At 72.3% G+C, this 20,367-nt stretch carries 15 protein-coding genes, 1 tRNA gene, 1 CRISPR repeat array and 1 riboswitch; of the genes, 5 read left to right on the forward strand and 11 right to left on the reverse strand.

Translation table 11 applies throughout. From position 1 onward, the window contains the following. Together glpK and CHF16_RS36185 are read left to right on the forward strand one after the other, a co-directional pair. Positions 1-1,062, forward strand: a 1,062-nt coding sequence (glpK, locus tag CHF16_RS36180) for a glycerol kinase GlpK (RefSeq protein WP_089330731.1), incomplete at its 5' end; no start/stop codon positions are given. A gap of 75 nt (positions 1,063-1,137) precedes the next feature. Next, positions 1,138-2,793 (forward strand): glycerol-3-phosphate dehydrogenase/oxidase, encoded by a 1,656-nt coding sequence (locus CHF16_RS36185; protein ID WP_089330699.1) that lies wholly within the window; start codon positions 1,138-1,140, stop codon positions 2,791-2,793. Here the strand turns inward: CHF16_RS36185 and CHF16_RS36190 are convergent. The 11 genes from CHF16_RS36190 to CHF16_RS36240 all read right to left on the reverse strand — a co-directional run bounded on the left by CHF16_RS36190 (position 2,790) and on the right by CHF16_RS36240 (position 17,114). Continuing rightward, the gene (locus tag CHF16_RS36190) at positions 2,790-3,596 is read right to left on the reverse strand and encodes an HTD2 family dehydratase (protein ID WP_089330700.1); all 807 of its coding nucleotides are present in this window, start codon (positions 3,594-3,596) and stop codon (positions 2,790-2,792) included. The genes CHF16_RS36185 and CHF16_RS36190 overlap by 4 nt on opposite strands. Before the next feature lie 24 nt (positions 3,597-3,620). Further along, positions 3,621-4,781, reverse strand: a complete 1,161-nt coding sequence (locus tag CHF16_RS36195) for an NADH:flavin oxidoreductase (RefSeq protein WP_089330701.1) — start codon at positions 4,779-4,781, stop codon at positions 3,621-3,623. A 33-nt stretch (positions 4,782-4,814) separates the two neighbouring features. Next, positions 4,815-5,969: an acetyl-CoA C-acetyltransferase gene (locus CHF16_RS36200; protein ID WP_089330702.1), complete on the reverse strand. Its 1,155-nt coding sequence runs from the start codon at positions 5,967-5,969 to the stop codon at positions 4,815-4,817. A gap of 23 nt (positions 5,970-5,992) precedes the next feature. Beyond that, a complete protein-coding gene (locus CHF16_RS36205; protein ID WP_089330703.1) occupies positions 5,993-6,610 on the reverse strand; it encodes a TetR/AcrR family transcriptional regulator in 618 nt (205 codons plus the stop codon). A gap of 7 nt (positions 6,611-6,617) precedes the next feature. Then, positions 6,618-7,397: an SDR family oxidoreductase gene (locus tag CHF16_RS36210; protein WP_089330704.1), complete on the reverse strand. Its 780-nt coding sequence runs from the start codon at positions 7,395-7,397 to the stop codon at positions 6,618-6,620. Continuing rightward, complete coding sequence (locus CHF16_RS36215; protein WP_089330705.1) at positions 7,394-8,575, reverse strand: acyl-CoA dehydrogenase family protein; 1,182 nt, start codon at positions 8,573-8,575, stop codon at positions 7,394-7,396. Before CHF16_RS36215 ends, CHF16_RS36210 begins: the two co-directional genes overlap by 4 nt. A 24-nt stretch (positions 8,576-8,599) precedes the next feature. Continuing rightward, positions 8,600-9,874, reverse strand: a complete 1,275-nt coding sequence (locus CHF16_RS36220; RefSeq protein ID WP_089330706.1) for a glycosyltransferase — start codon at positions 9,872-9,874, stop codon at positions 8,600-8,602. Then, positions 9,858-12,767, reverse strand: a complete 2,910-nt coding sequence (locus tag CHF16_RS36225; RefSeq protein WP_089330707.1) for a bifunctional glycosyltransferase/CDP-glycerol:glycerophosphate glycerophosphotransferase — start codon at positions 12,765-12,767, stop codon at positions 9,858-9,860. The genes CHF16_RS36220 and CHF16_RS36225 overlap by 17 nt, the downstream gene beginning before the upstream one ends. Positions 12,768-13,028: 261 nt before the next feature. Further along, positions 13,029-13,790, reverse strand: coding sequence for a CHAP domain-containing protein (locus CHF16_RS36230; protein WP_089330708.1), 762 nt, complete (start codon positions 13,788-13,790; stop codon positions 13,029-13,031). Positions 13,791-13,800: 10 nt separating this feature from the next. Beyond that, positions 13,801-13,946, reverse strand: a riboswitch (cyclic di-AMP (ydaO/yuaA leader). Between the two features lie 468 nt (positions 13,947-14,414). Beyond that, on the reverse strand, positions 14,415-16,307 hold the full coding sequence (locus tag CHF16_RS36235) for a SpoIIE family protein phosphatase (protein ID WP_089330709.1): 1,893 nt from the start codon (positions 16,305-16,307) through the stop codon (positions 14,415-14,417). A gap of 183 nt (positions 16,308-16,490) precedes the next feature. Next, positions 16,491-17,114: a hypothetical protein gene (locus tag CHF16_RS36240; RefSeq protein WP_245869754.1), complete on the reverse strand. Its 624-nt coding sequence runs from the start codon at positions 17,112-17,114 to the stop codon at positions 16,491-16,493. 303 nt (positions 17,115-17,417) lie between these two features. Here CHF16_RS36240 and CHF16_RS36245 point away from each other — a divergent pair. From CHF16_RS36245 to CHF16_RS36255, 3 genes are all read left to right on the forward strand, one after another. Next, positions 17,418-17,491, forward strand: a tRNA-Pro gene (locus CHF16_RS36245). 346 nt (positions 17,492-17,837) lie between these two features. Beyond that, a complete protein-coding gene (gene istB / locus CHF16_RS36250; RefSeq protein ID WP_281259436.1) occupies positions 17,838-18,785 on the forward strand; it encodes an IS21-like element helper ATPase IstB in 948 nt (315 codons plus the stop codon). Next, complete coding sequence (locus tag CHF16_RS36255; RefSeq protein WP_143228269.1) at positions 18,740-19,027, forward strand: DUF6191 domain-containing protein; 288 nt, start codon at positions 18,740-18,742, stop codon at positions 19,025-19,027. The genes istB and CHF16_RS36255 overlap by 46 nt, the downstream gene beginning before the upstream one ends. 645 nt (positions 19,028-19,672) lie before the next feature. Further along, positions 19,673-20,312: direct repeats of the CRISPR family, unit length 29 nt; unit sequence GGGACCATCCCCGCGTGCACGGGGAGCAC. Positions 20,313-20,367 lie beyond the last annotated feature (55 nt).

Below are 20,367 nucleotides of genomic sequence, written 5' to 3' on the forward strand. Positions count from 1 at the left end.
GCCGCCGAGAACGGCGACGCGATCTTCGGCACGACCGACACCTGGGTGCTGTGGAACCTGACCGGCGGCGTGGACGGCGGCGTGCACGTCACCGATCCGACCAACGCCAGCCGGACCATGCTGATGGACCTGGAGACCCTCGACTGGGACGACGAGCTGCTGTCGTTCTTCGGCATCCCCCGCTCGATGCTGCCGGAGATCCGACCGTCCTCGGCGCCCGGCGGCTACGGGGTCACCCGCCCGGACGGCCCGCTCGGCGGCGAGGTCCCGCTGACCGCCGCCCTCGGCGACCAGCAGGCCGCGACCGTAGGGCAGGTGTGCTTCGCGCCCGGCGAGGCCAAGAACACCTACGGCACCGGCAACTTCCTGCTGCTCAACACCGGCGAGGAACTCGTCCGGTCCAAGAGCGGCCTGCTGACGACCGTCTGCTACCAGTTCGGGGCCGAAAGGCCGGTCTACGCGCTGGAGGGCTCGATCGCGGTGACCGGGTCGGCCGTGCAGTGGCTGCGCGACCAGCTCGGCATCATCTCCGGCGCCGCCGAGAGCGAGTCCCTGGCCCGGCAGGTCGGCGACAACGGCGGCGTCTACTTCGTCCCGGCCTTCTCCGGCCTGTTCGCGCCCTACTGGCGCTCGGACGCCCGCGGCGCCATCGTCGGCCTGTCCCGCTTCAACACCAACGCCCACGTCGCCCGCGCCACCCTCGAAGCCATCTGCTACCAGTCCCGCGACGTGGTGGAGGCGATGAGGGAGGACTCCGGCGTCGCCCTGGACGTCCTGAAGGTGGACGGCGGCGTCACCGCCAACGAGCTGTGCATGCAGCTCCAGGCCGACATCCTCGGCGTCCCGGTCTCGCGCCCCGTCGTCGCCGAGACCACCGCCCTCGGCGCCGCCTACGCCGCCGGCCTCGCCGTCGGCTTCTGGAACAACACCGACGAACTCCGCCAGAACTGGAACGAGGACAAACGCTGGCACCCCACCTGGGACGACGACCAGCGCCAGACCGGATACGCCGGCTGGAAGAAGGCCGTCACCCGCACCCTCGACTGGGTCGACGTCGACTGACCCGCCCCCCGGGCCGCGGCACACCCGCGGCCCGGGGCCCTCCAGCCCCCACCCACCACCATTCGGGAGAGAGCAGTGACATCCGTAGCCCTCGGTCCGCGGTACCGCGAGGACGCGCTGCGCGCCCTCGCCGAGGCCGAGTTCGACGTGCTGGTGGTCGGCGGCGGCATCGTCGGCGCCGGCGCGGCCCTCGACGCGATCTCGCGGGGGCTGTCCGTCGCCCTGGTGGAGGCGCGGGACTGGGCGGCGGGGACGTCCAGCCGCTCCAGCAAGCTCATCCACGGCGGCCTGCGCTACCTCGAGCAGCGCGACTTCGGGCTGGTGCGGGAGGCGCTGCGGGAACGCGGCCTGCTGCTGCACCGGCTCGCGCCGCACCTGGTGCGTCCCGTCCCGTTCCTGTATCCGCTGCGCAACCGGGTGTGGGAGCGGGCCTACGTCAGCGCGGGCGTCACCCTGTACGACACGATGGGCGGCAGCCGGGCGCTCCCCCGCCACCGGCAGCTGACGCGGCGCGGCGCGCTGCGCCAGGCTCCCGCGCTGCGCTCGGACGCGCTGGTCGGTGCCGTCCAGTACTACGACGCGCAGGTGGACGACGCCCGGTACACGATGATGGTCGCGCGCACCGCCGCCCAGTACGGCGCCAAGGTCGTCACCCGCGCCGAGGCGACGGGATTCCTGCGCGAGGGCGAGCGGGTCACCGGCGCCACGGTCGTCGACCTGGAGGGCGGCCGGGAGATCGCCGTGCGGGCCCGACGGGTGGTGTGCGCGACCGGCGTGTGGACGGACGGCGCGCAGGCGATGACCGGCTCCCGGGCCGCGTTCGGGGTCCGCGCGTCCAAGGGCGTCCACCTGGTGGTGCCGCGGGACCGGATCCCGATGGAGACCGGCCTGATCACGCGGACGGCCAAGAGCGTGCTGTTCATCATCCCGTGGGGGCGGCACTGGCTGGTCGGCACCACCGACACCCCGCACGACGAGGGGCCGGACGAGCCCGTGGCCGACCACACCGACGTCGGCTACCTCCTCGACCAGGCGAACGCCGTCCTGCGGACGCCGCTCACCCACGACGACATCGAGGGCGTCTACGCGGGGTTGCGGCCGCTGCTGTCCGGCGAGTTCGACGACACGACGCGGCTGTCGCGCGAGCACGCGGTCGCCGAGCCGGTCCCGGGCCTCGTCGTCGTCACCGGCGGCAAGTTCACCACCTACCGCGTGATGGCGCAGGACGCGCTGGACGTCGTCGCCGAGGGCCTGGACGAGTCCGTGCCCGCGTCCGTCACCGCGCGGCTGCCGATCCTCGGCGCGACCGGCTTCGAGGTGCTGTGGAACGAGCGGCGCCGCCTCGCCGCCGAGTCGGGGCTGCACGTCGCGCGGGTCGAGCACCTGCTGCGCCGCTACGGCGCGTGCGCCCTGGAGGTCCTGCGGACGGTGGCCGGCGACCCGGCGCTCGGCGCGCCCATCCCCGGCGCCGAGGACTACCTGTGCGCCGAGGCCGTCTACGCGGTGACGCACGAGGGCGCCCTGCACCTGGAGGACGTCCTGGCGCGGCGGCTGCGGGTGGCGATCGAGGAGTGGGACGGCGGGGTGGCCGCGGCGTCCCGCGTCGCCGAGCTGGTGGCGCCCGTCCTCGGCTGGGACGAGGAGGACGCCAACGACGAGATCAAGCGGTTCGTCCGGCGGACGGCCGAGGAGCGCCGCGGCGGCGCCGCGAACGCCGAGCCCGCGGCTTAGGCGAACGCGGCGGTCATCGCGGTGACCCCGCCTGGCGCTTCGATGGCCAGTTCCCCGTCCGGTGAACCGGCCGCGACGAACGGCTGCCGGGCGTAGACGGGCCGGCGGGCGCGGAACGACAGCTCGCGCACCGTCCGGCCCGCCCGGCGCGGCAGTTCGAGGCAGAGGATCGCGAGCAGCGGCCCGTGCACGACGAGCCCGCCGTGCCCCTCCACTCCGGTCGCGTACGCCTCGTCGTAGTGGATGCGGTGGGGGTTGTAGGTGAGCGCGCTGAACCGGAACAGCAGCACCGGGTCGGCGGTGACCTCCAGCGTCCACGGCGCCTTCACCTCGGGCGCGGTGAGCGGCACCTCCCCCGGACGGGACGCGGTGCCGCCACTGCGGTAGACGAGGTCCTGCTCCTCCACCGCGATCTCGGTGCCGCCCCGCAGGAACGTGTGCCGGACGGTCACGAACAGCATCTCGCCGCTGCGGCCGTGCTTCACCGCCGTCGAGGCGAGCTCCGCCCTCCGGGTGACCGTGTCACCGACCCGCAGCGGCTCCCGGATCCGGAACCGTCCCCCGGCGAACATGCGGCGCCGCTCGGGCATCGGCGGCAGGAACCGCCCGTCGCGCGGGTGCCCGTCGGGCCCGAGCTCCCGCTGCGCGGGCCGCTCCAGGAAATGGAGCCACTGCCACAGCGGCGGCAGCTCGTCCCGGGGCGGCTCGACGTCGAGCACCCCGGCGAGCGCCGCCGACGGCGCCGCGTCGATGACCTCCGTCGCCTCCTGCGGCTCGGGCGCCCATCCCGTGATGTCGATCATCGCCCCATCGTCCCAGCCGGCGGGTCAGGCCGGGATGACGGGGCAGTGGGTGCCCTTGTAGATGGTGGGGACGCACCGGTTGCAGTGGATGCACAGCGACGGGGTGGACGGGTCGGCGGCGATCCGGTTCACGAGGTCGGGCTCGCGGAGCAGGGCGCGCGCCATGGCGACGAACTGGAAGCCCTCCTCCATCGCCTTGTCCATCGTCTCCCGGGTGGTGATGCCGCCCAGCAGGACGAGCGGCAGGTCCAGTTCGGCGCGGAACCTGCGGGCGTGCTCCAGCAGGTAGGCGTCCTCGTAGGGGTAGGAGCGCAGGAACTGCTTGCCGAACATGCGCAGCCCGATGCGCATGGGCAGCTTGTACCCGGCGGCGAACTCCGGGATGGGCATCTCGCCGCGGAACAGGTACATCGGGTTGAGCAGCGAACTGCCCGCGGTCAGTTCGAGGGCGTCGACGCTGCCGTCGTCCTGCAGCGCGCGGGCCACGTACAGGCTGTCGTCGATCTCCAGGCCGCCGCGGACGCCGTCCCGCATGTTGAGCTTGGCGGTGACCGCGATGCGGTCGCCGACCTCGTCCCGGACGGCGCGGGCGATGCCGAGCGCGACCTTGGCGCGGTTCTCGATCGGGCCGCCGTACTCGTCCTTGCGCTTGTTGAGGCGCGGGCTGAGGAACGAGCTGGCGAGGTAGTTGTGCCCGAGGTGGATCTCCACGGCGTCGAAGCCGGACTCGATCGCCAGCCGCGCGGCCTCGGCGTGCGCGCGGGTGATGCGCGCGATGTCCTCGGCGGTGGCGACCTTGGTGAACGCCATGCCGAGGGGGTTGAAGAAGCGTCCCGCCGAGATCGCGGGCAGCTTGGTGGAGCTGGCGTCGGAGACCGGCCCGGCGTGCCCGAGCTGCGCGGACGCGGCGGCGCCCTCGGCGTGCACGGCGTCGGTGAGCCGGCGCAGCCCCGGGACGGCCTCGGGCCGCATCCAGATCTGCCCCCGCTCGGTCCGGCCCTCGGGCGCCACCGCGCAGTACGCGACGGTCGTCATGCCCACTCCCCCGGCGGCGGGCCGCCGGTGGTACTCGATCAGCTCGTCGGTGACCAGGGACTCGGGCGCCATCCCCTCGAAGGTGGCCGCCTTGATCACCCGGTTCCGCAACGTCAGCGGCCCCAGCCGAGCCGGTTCGAACACGTCCACACCAGCCTCCGTTTCACCCCCCTTAACCGACACCTACAACTTTTCGATGATCGTGACGTTGGCCTGGCCGCCGCCTTCGCACATGGTCTGGAGGCCGTAGCGGCCGCCGGTGCGCTCCAGTTCGTGCAGGAGCGTGGTCATGAGGCGGGCGCCGGTGGCGCCGAGGGGGTGGCCGAGGGCGATGGCGCCGCCGTTGGGGTTGACCTTGGCGGGGTCGGCGCCGGTCTCCTTCAGCCAGGCGAGCACGACGGACGCGAACGCCTCGTTGATCTCGACGGCGTCGATGTCGTCCATCGTCATGCCGGTCTTCTTGAAGGCGTGGGCCGTGGCGGGGATGGGGGCGGACAGCATCCGGATGGGGTCTTCGCCGCGGGCGGAGATGTGGTGGATGCGGGCGCGGGGGGTGAGGCCGTGGTCCTTGACGGCCTGCTCGGAGGCGATGAGCAGCGCCGCGGAGCCGTCGGAGATCTGGGACGACACGGCGGCGGTGAGGCGGCCGCCGTCCACGAGGGTCTTCAGGCCGGCCATCTTCTCCAGGGTGGTGTCGCGGCGGGGGCCCTCGTCGGTGGTGACGCCCTCGTAGGGGGCGATCTCGCGCTCGAAGCGGCCCTCGTCGATGGCGCGGATGGCGCGCTGGTGCGATTCGTAGGCGAACCGCTCCATGTCCTCGCGGGACAGGTCCCAGTCGCGGGCGATCATCTCGGCGCCGTGGAACTGGGAGACCTCCTGGTCACCGTAGCGGCGCGCCCATCCGGCGGAGCCGGCGAAGGGACCGGCGGTGAAGCCGAGCGGCGCGGCGGCGGTCATCGCGGACGCGATCGGGATCTGCGACATGTTCTGCACGCCGCCCGCGACGACCAGGTCGGACGTCCCGGACAGGACGGCCTGGGCGGCGAAGTGGACGGCCTGCTGGGACGAGCCGCACTGCCGGTCGACGGTGACGCCGGGGACCTCTTCGGGGAGCCCGGCGGCGAGCCAGCAGGTGCGGGCGATGTCGCCGGCCTGCGGGCCGATGGTGTCGACGCAGCCGAACACGACGTCCTCGACGGCGGCGGGGTCGATCTTCGTCCGGTCCATGAGGGCGGTGAGGACGTGCGCGCCGAGGTCGGCGGGGTGCGCGCCGGCGAGCCCGCCGTTGCGCCGGCCCACCGGGGCCCGGACCGCGTCGACGATGTACGCCTCGGCCATGGTCTTCTCCTTCGTACGGGGGGCTAGCTCGCCTGGATGCCTTCGAGGACCATGGCGAGGTACTGCTTGGCGATGTCGTCGGCGGACAGCCGCCCGCCGTGCTGGTACCAGTTGGCCGCGACCCAGACGGTGTCGCGGATGAACCGGTAGACGAGGGTCCGGTCGAGGTCGGCGCGGAACGCGCCCTCCTTGACGCCGCGGTCCAGCAGCGACAGCCACATCTCCTCGAACCGGCGCTGCGAGTCGAGGAGGTAGTGGAACCGTTCGCTGGTGGCGAGGTGCTTGGACTCGTTCTGGTAGAGGACGACGGCGGGCCGGTGCCGGTCGATGGAGCGGAACGACTCCGTGACGATGCCCTCGAGGGTGTCGCGGGCGCTGAGGCCCGCCTTGAGGACCCGCTCGTACCCGGCCCACATCTCGTCCAGGAAGGTGCGGAGGATCTCGTCTGCCATCGACTCCTTGGAGTCGAAGTGGTAGTAGAGGCTGCCGCCGAGGATGCCGGCGGCGTCGGCGACCTTCCGGACGGTGGTGGCGGAGTAGCCCTGGGAGGCGAACACCTCCGCGGCCGTGGCGAGCAGTTCCGCCCGCCGTTCCGCGCGGGCGGCGGCGGTGCCCTCGGCGTCGCGCCGTCGTGGACTCATCGGGTTCCTATGCGTGCTGGGAGGAGACGGAGACGACCTCGCCCGTCATGTAGGACGAGTAGTCGCTGGCCAGGAAGACGATAACGTTGGCCACCTCCCACGGCTCGGCGTAGCGCCCGAACGCCTCCCGGCGCGTCAGTTCGTCCAGCAGTTCCTCCGAGGTCACCTTCACCAGGTGCGGGTGCATGGCGAGGGACGGCGACACGGCGTTGATCCGGACGCCGTGGTCGGCGGCCTCCAGCGCGGCGCAGCGGGTGAGCGCCATGACGCCGGCCTTGGCGGCGGCGTAGTGGGACTGGCCCTTCTGCGCCCGCCAGCCGATCACGGAGGCGTTGTTGACGATGACGCCGTGGCCCTGGTCCCGCATGAGGCGCAGGGCGGCGCGGGTGCAGCGCATGGTGCCGTTGAGGGTGATGTCGATGACGCGGTCCCACTGCTCGTCGGCCATGTCGACGAGGTCGGCCGTCCCGCCGAGGCCGGCGTTGTTGACGGCGACGTCGACGCGGCCGAAGCGCTCGACGGCCAGCGCGTACAGGGCCCGGACCTGCTCCTCGGAGGTGACGTCGCAGGGCAGCGCGGCGACGCGGTCGGCGCCGAACTCCTTCTCCAGGTCCCGCGCGGACGCGGTGAGCCGCCGCTCGTGGGTGTCGGAGATCAGGACGCGGGCGCCCTCCTCCAGGCAGCGGCGGGCGGTGGCACCGCCGATCCCGGCGCCGGCGGCGGCGGTGATCACGACGGCGCGGTCCTTCAGCAGGCCGTGGCCGGGGACGTAGGGCGGGGGCGTCATCCGCGTGCCTCTCTCGGGAGCCCGAGCACGCGCTCGGCGATGATGTTGCGCTGGATCTCGTTCGACCCGGCGTAGATCGTGTCGGAGCGGGAGAACAGGAACAGCCGCTGCCAGTCATTGAGGTTGCAGGGCTCGCCGTCGGCGACCAGCCCGGCGGCGCCGAGGACGTCCATGGCGAGCTCGCCCAGCTCGCGGTGCCAGGTGCCCCAGACGAGCTTGGAGATGGACGACTCGGGTCCGGGGGCGCCGGCGGCGACGCCCGCCATGGTCCGCACCGCGTTCAGCCGCATGATCTCCAGGCCCATGTAGGACCGGGTCAGCCGGTCGCGCAGCAGCGGGTCGTCGATGGCGCCGGTGCGGCGGGCGAGGTCGGCGACGCCCTGGAACTCGCGGGCGAACCCGACCTGCTGGCCGAGGGTGGCGACGCCCCGCTCGAAGCCGAGGGTGGCCATCGCGATCTTCCAGCCCTCGCCGGGGGCGCCGACGATGTTGCCGGCGTCGGTGCGGGCGCCGTCGAAGAAGACCTCGTTGAACTCGGAGGTGCCGGTGAGCTGGACGATCGGCCGGATGTCGACGCCGTCCTGCCGCATCGGGACGAGCAGGTACGACAGTCCCCTGTGGCGGGACGAGCCGGGCTCGGTGCGGCAGACGACGAAGCACCAGGCCGCTTCGAGGGCGAGCGACGTCCACACCTTCTGGCCGTTGACCGTCCAGTGGTCGCCGGACAGCTCGGCGCGGGTCTGCACGTTGGCGAGGTCGGAGCCGGCGCCGGGCTCGGAGTAGCCCTGGCACCACAGCTCCTCGACCGCGACGATCGGCGGGAGGAACCGGGCGCGCTGCTCGTCGGTGCCGAACGCGATGATCGTGGGGCCGAGGAGGTTCTCGCCGATGTGGTTGACGCGGGCGGGGCCGTCGGCGAGCGCGTACTCCTCGTGGAAGATCACCTGCTGCTCGACGGTGGCGCCGCGTCCGCCGTACTCGGCCGGCCAGCCGACGCACGTCCAGCCGGCGGCGGCCATGTGCCGCTCCCAGGCCAGCCGCTCCTCGAACGCCTCGTGCTCGCGGCCGGGGCCGCCGAGCCCGCGGGCGTGCGCGAACTCGCCCGAGAGGTTCGTCTGGAGCCAGTCGCGGACCTCGGCGCGGAACGCGCGGTCCGCCGGCGACTCGTTCTGCTTCACGCCAGGGACTCTACCAAACAGTTGTTAGAAAGAATCTCCCCCCAGGGCGGGTTCCGCCGCCCGCTCCGGCGCGGGCGGCGCCGGGCGCGCCGGCCGCTCGCGGGCGGGCGCGGGCGCGCGCTCGGGCACGACCGCGGGCGGCTCCCGGTGGAGCAGGTCGAACAGCCGGTCCCAGCGGGCCAGGACGGCGTCCGGGTGGAAGCGCAGCACCGACGCGCGGGCCGCGGCGCCGCGGAGGCGGCGCTCCTCCGGGTCCGCCATGAGGCGGCCGAGCGCCGCGGCGAACGCGGCCGTGTCGCCCGGTTCGACCAGGACACCGCCCTCCTCGCCGTCCCCGAGCAGGACGCGGACGCCCGGCGCGCAGTCGAACGCCACGGTCGGCAGCCCGTAGGCCATGGCCTCCAGCACCGACATCGGGAACCCCTCGGCCCGCGACGGCAGCGCGAGCACCGACGCCTCGACGAGCGCCTGCTCGACGTCGGTGACGACCCCCCGGAACTCCACGGAGTCCGACAGCCCGGCGGCGGCCGCCCTCGCGCGCAGCTCGGCCTCCTTCGGGCCGCCGCCGTAGATGTGGAGACGCCAGTCCCGGTGGCGCGCGCGCACCGCCTCCCACGCCTCCAGCAGCAGGTCGATGCCCTTCTCGTGGGAGAGGCGCCCGACGCAGGCGACGACCGGGAGGTCCAGCGTGGGATGCACGGCCGGCGTGACGTGCAGCGGGTTCGGGATGTGGTCGACGTTGGTCATGCCGTCCCTGGCCCAGGCGTCGGCGTCCTCGGCGGTCAGCACCAGCATCCGGTCGGCGCCGGCGTAGTGCTCCCTGACCCGCCGGTACCGGCTCGACCTGCGGGTGGCCTCGTACGACTCGTGGCTCATCGCCACGACCCGCAGCCCGGACGTGTCGGCCAGCCGCACCCACTCCATCGCCCACACCTGCGCCACGATGACCACCGCCTCGGGCCGGGCGGCCGCGAACAGCTGCGACAGCCGGGCGGCGCCGCGCCGCTGGGCCGCGCTCCGCCGTACATCTCGCGCGCGCGCCGCCACGTTCACCTTCTGCAGCGTCCTCTTCGGCCGCCAGGCCAGCACCGGCGACTGCCAGTTCCGGTGCAGCACCTCGACGGCGTAGGAGCCGTCGCGGTCGTGGTGGTACGGCTCCGCGCCGCCGGTGATCCCGACGAGGGTGACGCGGTCGCCGCGCCCGGCCAGCAGTCGCGCCATGTGGTGGGCCCAGCGCTGCAACCCGCCCATGTCGTCGGCGTTGTTGCACACGATGAAGACGTCACGCGGTGCTGCCATGGCTGCTCCCCCTGCGGCTCAGGCGTTTCCTGCTGCGGTCCGGCCGTGCGGCCGGGAAGTAGCGGTCCGCCACCGTGCGGGCGGCGGTGCCGCGGTCGTGCTCGCCGAAGCGCGCGGCGAACGCGCGGCGCCGGGGGCCGTGGACGGCCTCGGCCGCGTCCAGCCCGGCCAGCACGGCGACGAGCTCCCGCTCGGTGCGGGTGACCGGCCCGGGCCCGTCCCGGCTCAGGTCGAGGTATCCGGGGGCGGCGTCGCGGCCGTCCGGGAGGTGCAGGACGATCGGCCGGTCCAGCAGCGCGAAGTCGAACATGATCGAGGAGTGGTCGGTGACGAGCACGTCCGCGAGCAGCAGCAGCGGGGTCGCGTCGGGCACCGCGCCGGCGTCCCGCATGACCGCGCGGGCGCCGGGCGGGACGCCGGCCTTGCACAGGTAGTGGGGCCGGACGAGCAGCACGAACTCCTCCCCCAGCTCCCGCGCGAACACCTCGGGGTCGACGGGCGGCTCCAGCAGCCCGCCGGGGCGCCCGTCCGGCCCGGTGGAGAAGGTCGGCGCGTACAGGACGGTGCGGCGCCCGCCGTCCAGGCCGAGGGACGCCCGGAGCGCCTCGACCTCGGCGGCCAGCTCCGGGTCGCCGTCCACCCCGTTGACCAGGGGGTCGTTGCGGGGATACCCGGCCCGGAGCAGCTCCGCGCGCACCCCGAGGCCGGCGCACAGGGTCTCGACGTCGTGATCGGAGCGCACCAGGAAGCAGTCGTAGCGCTCCACCATCCGCCGCAGCCGCGCCCTCTCACCGGCGGAGGCCCTCTTCAGGCGGGGCTGGTCGAGGCCCATCGGCTTGACCGCCGAGCCATGCCAGGTCTGGATGTAGGTGGTCTCGCGGCGTTTGCGGAGGCCATCGGGGAAGCCCTGGTTGTCCACCCAGAACTGGGCGCGCGCGAGCGCCAGGAAGTACCTCCACGAGCCCCGGCGGACGAGCACGGCGTCCTCGGGGAAGCCCTTCGGGGAGGACGCGTACGCCCACACCGCCGTGATCGGCCGCCCCGACCTGCGCAGCTCCCGGTAGAGGTACTTCGGGTTGTCGGAGTAGTGGCGTCCGAGATGGCTCTCGAAGACCACCAGGCCGGTCCGGACGGGCAGCCGGCTGAGCACCCGGTTGAACACGGCGATCTTGGTCCGCCGGGCGGTGAGCCGCCGGACCGCCGCCCGCCGTACCGCCCGCACGCGCCGCCGCGCGAACCGCGCCGCCGCCGAGCGCGCGGCGCGCAGCGCGGCGGCCCCGGCGAGCCGCGCCCACGGGCTCGCCGCCTCCAGCCGGAACGCCAGGTCCCCCCGCCCGGTGAGGCGGGAGCGGAGGCGGTCTCCGGCGAGCCGGGTCAGCCGGGGCCGGACGGGCAGCGCGACGCCCTCCAGCGGCGGCGATCCGGCGCCCTCGCCGAGGCGGCAGACCATCTCCTCGCCGCCCGCCCGGACGCGGAGCCAGGCGTCCCAGACGGGGTCGACGAAGCCGACCGGCCTGATCTTCCGCACCGGGTCGAACTCCGCGCGCCAGGCCAGCCTGTCCCCCTCGTGCCGCACGGCGGCGCGGATCCGCGCCCTGCGCGCCCCTCGGCGCCGGTCGCGGAACTCCAGCGTCCCGGCGAGCGCGGCGTCCGGCGGGATCCGGCGCAGCGGGTTCGGGACGTGCCCGGCGATCAGGGCGCGGTCGCCGCGCGCCTCCAGCCGCGTCACGGTCCCGGCCGGGCGCAGCTCCTTCAGCGGCCGGACGTGGAAACCGAGGCCGGTGACGTCCAGCACCCGGCGGCCGAGCCGCCCCCGCGGGCCTCCGTCGCCCCAGAAGACCCGCCCGTCCCGCTCCACCAGCCGGGTGCGGAGCACGGGCCGCCGCGACGGCCGGTACTCCGCGGCGGCCAGCGCCCCCGCGTGGTCGCCCTCGCGGACCAGGTACGCGGCGATCGCGGGCAGCGGATTGGCCAGCTCGAACACCCGCGGGTCCAGCTCGGCGAGGTAGCCCGCCGCCAGTTCGAGGAACCGGTCCCGGTCGGCGGGGTCGCGCCCGCGCAGTTCCCGCAGGTAGAGCAGCAGGTCGTGGTTGACGAACTTCACGTCCTTGGCGCGCCGCAGGTCGTGCGCGCCGCGCAGCGCGAACAGCATGTCGATGCGGCGGTGGATCTCCAGCCGGTCGGCGAAGTTCGCCGGATCGAACCGCCGGTTGGAGATCGACGGCGCCCCCGTCCGCCGCCGGACGAGCCAGCGGTAGACGCGGTGCGGGATCACCGCGGTCCGCTCCGCCGCCAGGTACGCCTCGGCGGTGAACAGCAGGTCCTCGTAGTGCAGCCGCTCGACGAACCGGAGCCCGTGCTCCTCCAGGAAGCCGCGCCGGTACGCCTTGTTGGTGGAGAGGGTGTCGTAGAGGAGGTCGGGGTTCTCGCGCAGCGAACCGTACACGGCGCTGCGCTCGTACAGCCACGGGTACCAGGGCCGGACGCGCCCCTTCGCGCCCTCGGGCAGGTCCAGGAACACCCGCTCGCACAGCCCGGAGACCAGGTCGGCGCCGGTGTCCTCGGCGGTGGCGAGCATGTTGAGGCAGGCGTGCCGGTCCAGCAGGTCGTCGCTGTCGAGGAACATCACGTACCGGCCGGACGAGGCGTCGACGCCCGCGTTGCGGGGCCCGCCGCAGCCGCCGGAGTTCACCGGCAGGTGCACGGCCCGGACCCGGCCCGGCCGCGCAGCGGCGAACCGATCGGCGACCTCCCCGGTGCCGTCGGTGCTGGCGTCGTCGACGATCACGGTCTCGACACCGCCCAGGGACTGCTCCAGCGTCGAGGCGACCGCATGGGGAAGCCGCCGGGCGTCGTTGTAGGCGATCACCACCACGCTGACATCCGGGCGCACCCGCTTGGCCTCCCCTCACCGGTTCCCGCACCGGGCCGGCCGCCGGGGCCGGAGACCGGTCGGACGCGTTGCCAGGGATTCCTATCCAGGAACGCCCCAGTGAGGTCCAAGGAGCATCAAAGGCTGTCAATGCTTCCCATTACTCGCCTTCGGCGGAGACTCTGGACACTCCCCCTAGGCTCTGGACACTCCCCTAGGAACGCCCGAAGGCGCCCGGCCGGGGGCCGGGCGCCTTCGATGCGCGCGTTCGCGGGAGGTGCGTCAGGACGCGTAGTCCGGGTAGCCGTAGCCGACGACCTCGGACGTGTCGCGGACCTTCTTCTGCACCTTGTTGTTGCTGTTGCCCTCGACCGTGCTGATCGTGCCGTTGCCGTTGTCCTTCACGACGAGGCCGACGTGGTCGATGTCGCCGATGCTCCCCTTGGAGCCGTCCTTCCAGTCGAAGAACACCACGGCGCCGGGCTTGGGCTTGTGGCCCCAGCGGTCGGTCTTCTTGAACCAGGTGGCGTGCTGGACGGTGTAGGCGTCCCAGCCCATGTTCTTCACGCCGGTGTGGGCCCCGACCCAGGAGACGAACATGTCGCACCACTGGGCGCCGTTGTAGGCCTTGACCGAGAAGCCGCCGTCGCGCTGGGCGGTGGCCTTGGCGTGCGGGGTCGAGGTGTACCACTTGTGGAACTTGGTCTGGCCGCCCTTGCCCTCGCTGATCCCGACCTGCTTCTTGGCGAGGCTGATGACCTCGGAGGCCTTGACCGGACGCGGCGCGACGCCCCAGCCGGCCTCGCGGGCCTCGGCCTGGGTCATGCCCGCGGACTGCGAGGACTGCTTCGACGCGGTGCCCTGCTCGGCCACCACGGCCGCCTTCGCCTGGGCCGGGGTCTCGGCCGCGGCGCTGCCGCCGGCGAGCGGGTTGAGGGCCGCGAGCCCGACGGCTCCGGCGACCACGGCGCCCACGGCGACGCCGACGGCCTTGTCCTCGGACGAGAAGCGGTTGAGCGAAAGTCGATCGAAACGACCGGTCATGCAGGGAATCTCCTATCTTCCATGACGCCTACCGGGTTAGCTGACGGATTCGGGCATGGAAGCAGCCCTACGGCGCGGCTCTGGGTCGCGCCGATTCACCCCTGGAACATTGGGTCCCCGGCTCCGTCCGGTCGCTGGGACCGGCACGGACTCGGCCTCGCACCGCGATCTGCGGCGCAGACTTTTCGGATGTGACTCAGTGACTGATCTCTGAGGGGGCGCGCATCGTGTGGCGCGCATCGCGTGCGGCTACCGCTCCGCGATCCTCGGCCGCCCTCAGGAACGGGACGACCGGCGGCAACGCATGGGGTGCGCTGCGGGTTTCCGCATAGAAGGTACCAACCTTCTCAGGAAAAGCAAACCAGGCACAAACTTCTGTCTTGCCTGCTCAAAGCCCTTCCAAGGATCCTTCAACACCGTCAGGCCCCGGCATCTTCCCGATCTTTACCGAAGTGCCCCAGATCCCTTTGCCCGTAGGACTTACCAGCCCTGACCAAAGGGTAAAGAAACCTCGGGACGGCCCGGGGGGCACATGCCCCGCCACCCCCTTCACGGGGCCCTCGGGGCCATTCTGTGCGTCCTGGCTCACAGGGCCCGGCCCTCACCGGATCCAGGTGGGGTCCGTCACTCGACGCGCAGGGCGAACAGCGTGGTGTCGTCCGCAGCCCGGTCGTGCTCCATCCGCGCCAGGACCTCGTCCAGTACCCGGTCGGGGCGCCGCGAGGCGTCCTGGAGGATGCCGGTGAGGCGCTCGATGCGCTCGTCCAGGTCCGCGTCCCGGCGCTCCACCAGACCGTCGGTGTAGAGGAACAGCAGGTCCCCGGGATCCAATTCCGTGGTGATCGTCGTGTACTGCCAGCCGGGCATCGCGCCGAGCATCGGATCGCGGACGACCTCCAGCGGCGAAGCCCGGTCGCCCCGGACCAGGATCGGCGGCAGATGGCCCGCGCACGTCCACTCCAGCACCCGCCGGTCCGGGTCGAAATGCCCCACGATCGCGGTGCCCGTCGCCGGCGGGTCCATGTTGCCGACCAGCTCGTTCAGCCAGCCCACCAGCCGCCCCGCCGGCTCGCCCGTGCACGCGAGGCCGAGCAGCCCGTTCCGCGTGCGCGCCATCGCGGCCGCCGCGGGCAGCCCGTGCCCGGCCGCGTCGCCGATCGCGAACACGGCCCGCCCGTCCGGCAGCACCCGCGTAGCGAACCAGTCCCCGCCGATCCGGGCCGTGGACTCCGCCGCCAGGCTGCGCAGCGCCACCGTCAGGCCCGGCAGCTCCTCAAGCTCGTCCTCGTCCGGCAGGATCGCGCGGCGCAGAGTCACCGCGACCCGCCGCTCCTGCGCCGTCCGCTCCTGCTGCTTCAGCATCTGCCGGCGGGTCTCCGCCAGCGCCCGCTCCACCCCGCGCCGCCGGGTGATGTCCTGCGAGACGATGTTGATCGAGACCGGCAGCCCGGACTCCCCCAGCACCGGCTCGGCGAACAGCCACAGGTGCCGCGGCGTCCCGTCCGGCGCGATCACCCGGTGCTCGGCCTCCACCGGCTCCTTGCGGGAGAACATCGTCTGGACGGCCTCCTCCATCAGCGGGAGGTCGTCGTCCGCCACGACCTTCGGCAGGTCGTGCGGCATCGGCGGCACCTCCTCGGGGCTGAGGCCGTAGTTCGCCAGCATCTGCGGCGTCCAGTCCGCCTCCCCGGTCGCGAGGTCCCACTCCCCGAACCCGATCAGCGCCAGCCGCTCCACCCGCTCCAGCCGCCGCGCGACGCGGTCCTCGGCGGCGTGGTACCGCCACGTGACGCACACCCCGGTCGACACCCGCACGCACCGCACGCTCATCCGCGACGACCGGGACAGCCCCCGCTGCGCCGTGGTGTAGGGGAACGAGTCGCGCTCCAGCGGCGTCCCGGTCTGCCATACCTCCGCGTACTGGTCGAACAGCCCGCTGAGGACGGCTCCCGGATCGGTGCGCAGCAGCCGGAGGCCGGTCAGCTCCTCCCTGCCGCGCCCGAACATGTCCTTCGCGACGGGATTGAGGTCGGCGAACAGGAAGTCCACCACGTCACCCTCGGGGCCCGTGACCGGCACCAGGTGGGCGCATGAGTCGAGCGTCCCCTCCAGCAGCGCCCGCGCCACGGGGTCGTCCTCCACCTCGGCGAGGATCTGCGCGTCCCCCGCCGTGTCCTCCGCCGTCACCCGGCGCAGGACCTCCTCCGCCTCCGACAGCATCGCCCGGCGCTCCGCGGGGTCGTCCTCGGCCCGGGGCGCCCGCCGCCCGGCGAGCACGGCCCCGACCGGCCCGCCGCCGCTGTCCTTGACCAGCAGGGACGCCGCCTCCGCCAGGTCCATCTCCAGGTCGCGCGCGAGCCAGATCAGATGCTGCAGGGCCTCCCCCGGCGGGACGCCGAGCCGCCGGGCCAGCACGACCCGGGCCTCGGACACGACCGCGCGGTCGTGCGCGGCCCCCCGGAGGTCCTCCACATCCGCGACGTGCACCCCGGGCTGGGTGCCTTCCGGTTCCGCCAACCCTGTCCCCCGTTCGGCGTCACTGCCCCTGGGAGAAAAAAGCTACATACGCCAGCGAAGGACTATTCGCCCACAACCGGGTAAACGACCCAGATCTTTGCCCGGGTTTTCCGTTCCCGCCCGAACCCGACCACTTCCGATGACCCGACCCGCACGGAACCCTGCCCGACCCTGTGACGCCCGTCACGCCGCCCGCAGAACGTCCCCGGTCAGCGCCGTGATGCCCCGCGACGCCGCCCGGAACGACGTCCCCGCCGGCCACAGCGTCAGCACCACCACGATCTTGTCCCCGACCATCCCGGTCGTGTGCAGCACGGGCCTCCCGAGCCCCAGATCGGGGGCCCGCACCGCGGCCGGCCGCGCCCCGGTCTCGAACCCCGACCACCCCTGCTTGACGGCCGCCCCGTCCGCCACCCGCGGGATCCCGAACGTCTGGTCGAACCCGTCCGCCCCGCGCGGCGTCGCCCGCCGCAACTGCTCCAGCACGAACCCGTCCACATGTCGGTACATCGTCACGACGTCCCGGGCGCTCAACGCCGTGTACCCCCAGAACCCCGGCTTCTCCGCGGGCGGCGGCGCCGTCTCCGCCAACCCCAGCCGCCGCGCCATCCGCTCGATGATCTCTCCCCGGCCGCCCCGCCGCCAGAACTCGGTGGCGGCCCCGTCATCACTGGCCCGCAACATCGCCTGCAGCAACGTGCGATCCGCCCCCGAGGCCCGGTGCCGCTCCAGGTAGTCCAGCGCGATGAGGATCTTCACCACGGACGCCGACCGGAACACCCGCCGCCCCTGCCGCTCCAAGAGCACCCGCCCAGCACGAGTATCGAAGACCACATAAGAGGCCCGAACCCCCTTGGGCACCCGAGGCACGACCTTCCTCGGCTCCGCACTGGGCGCCGTGCTCGTCGCCGACACCTCAGGCTCGGGACTACCGCCCACAGGCCGCACCCCACCCCCGCAACCGCACAGCATCCCCAGACACAAGACCCCACCGACCAGAACGCGCACAGACCCCATCCGCCCCGCCCAGCGACCGGCGGGGCGCGCAATCCCGGTACGCACGACCCCGCGGACTGCGCTACAGTAATCAAGCCCGCTCGCAACGGGCACCGGGACGTAGCGCAGTTTGGCAGCGCACTTGACTGGGGGTCAAGGGGTCGTGGGTTCAAATCCCGCCGTCCCGACAGAGAAACACCAGCTCAGAGGCCGTTTCCTCCATCCGGAGGACCGGCCTCTTGATCATTTGTTAGCAGTTCGTTAGCGAACTGAGCCGTCCGCCCCGGCACCCGGATGGTTCACACAGGACCAGAAGAGCCGCGAACCGCCTCGAGCTCTGTCCCGGTGTTCAACCGGACCCGAGCCATCAGGCCCAGTCCGTCGCGGCCGCACAGAGCAGCAGCGCCCCCGGGCCAGCGATCGCTGGCCCGGGGGGCCGGGTTTGCCTGCTCCGGCCCCCTATCGCCAGCGCTCACCCTTACCTCCGGCGCGCTGAGACCGCCATCGCTCGACCCCTCTCCTTAGAGCTGGTCGATGCTGTACCTCCAGCGCTCGACCGACCTCTCCGCCCCTATCTGGCGACTGCAGGAGCAGCGCCCTCCGGTTAGTCGGAACCGAGCAGGCCGCCGAAACCGCCGTCGACAGCGCCTGCCGGATGCTGCGGCTGCCCACCGTCCGCGCCAAGTTCCCGAACTGGCCGAAACGGCCGCCCGCGACCAGATGACCTACCGCGGGTTCCTGGCTGAGCTGCTCATGGCCGAGTGCGACGACCGCAACCGCCGCCGCTCCGAACGCCGCATCAAAGCCGCCGCCTTCCCCCGGCAGAAGACGCTGCGCGAGTTCGACTACGAGGCCAACCCCAACATCGACCCCGCCACCATCCACACCCTGGCCTCCAGCGAATGGGTGAAGAAGGGCGAACCGCTCTGCCTGATCGGCGACTCCGGGACCGGCAAGTCCCACCTGCTCATCGCGCTGGGCATCGAAGCAGCCATGGCCGGATACCGGGTGAAATACACCCTGGCCACCAAGCTGGTGAACGAGCTTGTCGAAGCCGCCGACGACAAGCAGCTCAACAAGACCATCACCCGCTACGGCCGCGTCGACCTGCTCTGCATCGACGAACTCGGCTACATGGAACTCGACCGCCGCGGCGCCGAACTGCTGTTCCAGGTCCTCACCGAACGCAAAGAGAAGAACAGCCTGGCCATCGCCTCCAACGAAGCCTTCAGCGGCTGGGCCAAGACCTTCACCGACCCCCGTCTCTGCGCCGCCATCGTCGACCGCCTCACCTTCGGCGGCACCATCATCGAGACCGGCACCGACTCCTACCCACGCTGCAAGCTGACCACACAGACCACGCCACTTCGTACCTCAACAGGCGTGCCCTCGGTGTCCAGAGGCAACCAAACCTCGCACAGGCGCGTTGACCGATCATGGACGGGATGCTGGCATGGCCGTTGGCGATCTTGCTGGTCATAGTGTTCGTGGCCGAACGGCTCTGGCGGTGGGCACGCGGTGTGCACAAGTCCGACCAGTCGGCATCGGCGGCCGGCCTCGAAGAACTGACAGCCATGTTCTACGGCTCGAAACGCCTGGAGCAGGAGCAACGCGAGATCGAGTACATGCTCCGTGACGAAGAGTACGACGGCGCGCCACCCACGAACTCTGTCGACCTCGATGCTGGAGTTGCCCGGATTCGCCGACAGCGCAGAACAGAATGACACATCCGCGAGCGGGTGCGTCATCTCGGGCTGCAAAGCCTGTCGGCCCCTCGGCATCAACCCTCCACCCACGCCCCAGGTCGACTCACCTTCCCGCGACACCGTTACTGAATCTCATCGACATCACCGCATCCAGCAGACCCTCAACCGTCGCTCCCCCTGGCGCACAAACGTTGTCGCTTCTCGCGGACACAATCACCACGCCGAAGGGCGAGCCCCTGGCCCACTGGCGCTGCGCGACGAACCACGTCATCGCGGACGGCCAGCCGGTCACCGCCGTGACCTAACCGCGGTCACCGTGACGCGCGGCCTCGCGGTCAGGCTGCTTTATCTCCTTGGCCCTGCGTGTATCGACTCCGGCCAGCGAAAAGAGGATGCGAAGGGTCAGTGCTGAGGCCCCTGAAGGGTGACCGTCCTCGTCCATTCCGAATGCGGCATCGCGCTCCCACCAGACCTGGCCGCCCGCCATGCCAGAGGTCTCCCATCGCGACGGCATGATTGGGATCAGAACACACGTTACGCACCTTCCACCATCCCCGCGTACGCGGGGAACACTGATCCCGGCCGCCCCACCTCGAAGCACGGTCGGACCACCCCCAGGCGCGGGGAGCACCTTCCCCGCACGGAGGCGAAGCTGCCGAGTTGGGGACCACCCCCGCGTGCGCGGGGAGCACTGCTGGACAAGCATGTTGATCAACTTGACGTAGGGACCATCCCCGCGTGCGCGGGGAGCACTTCACCATGGCCCCGCACGTGCGCCCGACCCTGGGACCATCCCCGCGTGCACGGGGAGCACTCATCGGGACGTGCGGAACATCTTTCCGTCCGGGGGACCATCCCCGCGTGCACGGGGAGCACCCGGCCGGTGCCGGCTTCCCGTCGGTCGTGTAGGGACCATCCCCGCGTGCACGGGGAGCACTCACGCTGCTGGTTCTTGGACCTCCGCCGGCGGGGACCATCCCCGCGTGCACGGGGAGCACGCCCGCAGCACCGAGCCGGGGCAGCTCGTGGCGGGACCATCCCCGCGTGCACGGGGAGCACTGGCACACGTACCGGGAGGGGTTGGACAGGGCGGGACCATCCCCGCGTGCACGGGGAGCACGCGCTGCTTGATCCGGACCACCGGGTGCCACGGGGACCATCCCCGCGTGCACGGGGAGCACTGAGCATGATCACGACTACCCCTGCGCGCGTGGGGACCATCCCCGCGTGCACGGGGAGCACCCGGCGTCGATCCAGTTCGAGGCGAACATACTGGGACCATCCCCGCGTGCACGGGGAGCACCCTGCCTGACCTGGGATTCTAGGCGGCAGCGGGGCCAATTGAGAGCACTTCTGCT

Source organism: Actinomadura meyerae, assembly GCF_900188445.1.
Taxonomy (GTDB): Bacteria; Actinomycetota; Actinomycetes; order Streptosporangiales; family Streptosporangiaceae; genus Spirillospora; species Spirillospora meyerae.

What these genes read in the sequence shown, in the direction of transcription:
- CHF16_RS36190 (WP_089330700.1), bottom strand. Translation starts at nt 3,596, where the DNA reads ATGATCGACATCACGGGATGGGCGCCCGAGCCGCAGGAGGCGACGGAG.
- CHF16_RS36200 (WP_089330702.1), bottom strand. Translation starts at nt 5,969, where the DNA reads ATGGCCGAGGCGTACATCGTCGACGCGGTCCGGGCCCCGGTGGGCCGG.
- CHF16_RS36205 (WP_089330703.1), bottom strand. Translation starts at nt 6,610, where the DNA reads ATGAGTCCACGACGGCGCGACGCCGAGGGCACCGCCGCCGCCCGCGCG.
- CHF16_RS36210 (WP_089330704.1), bottom strand. Translation starts at nt 7,397, where the DNA reads ATGACGCCCCCGCCCTACGTCCCCGGCCACGGCCTGCTGAAGGACCGC.
- CHF16_RS36220 (WP_089330706.1), bottom strand. Translation starts at nt 9,874, where the DNA reads ATGGCAGCACCGCGTGACGTCTTCATCGTGTGCAACAACGCCGACGAC.
- CHF16_RS36230 (WP_089330708.1), bottom strand. Translation starts at nt 13,790, where the DNA reads ATGACCGGTCGTTTCGATCGACTTTCGCTCAACCGCTTCTCGTCCGAG.
- istB (WP_281259436.1), top strand. Translation starts at nt 17,838, where the DNA reads ATGCTGTACCTCCAGCGCTCGACCGACCTCTCCGCCCCTATCTGGCGA.
- CHF16_RS36255 (WP_143228269.1), top strand. Translation starts at nt 18,740, where the DNA reads ATGGACGGGATGCTGGCATGGCCGTTGGCGATCTTGCTGGTCATAGTG.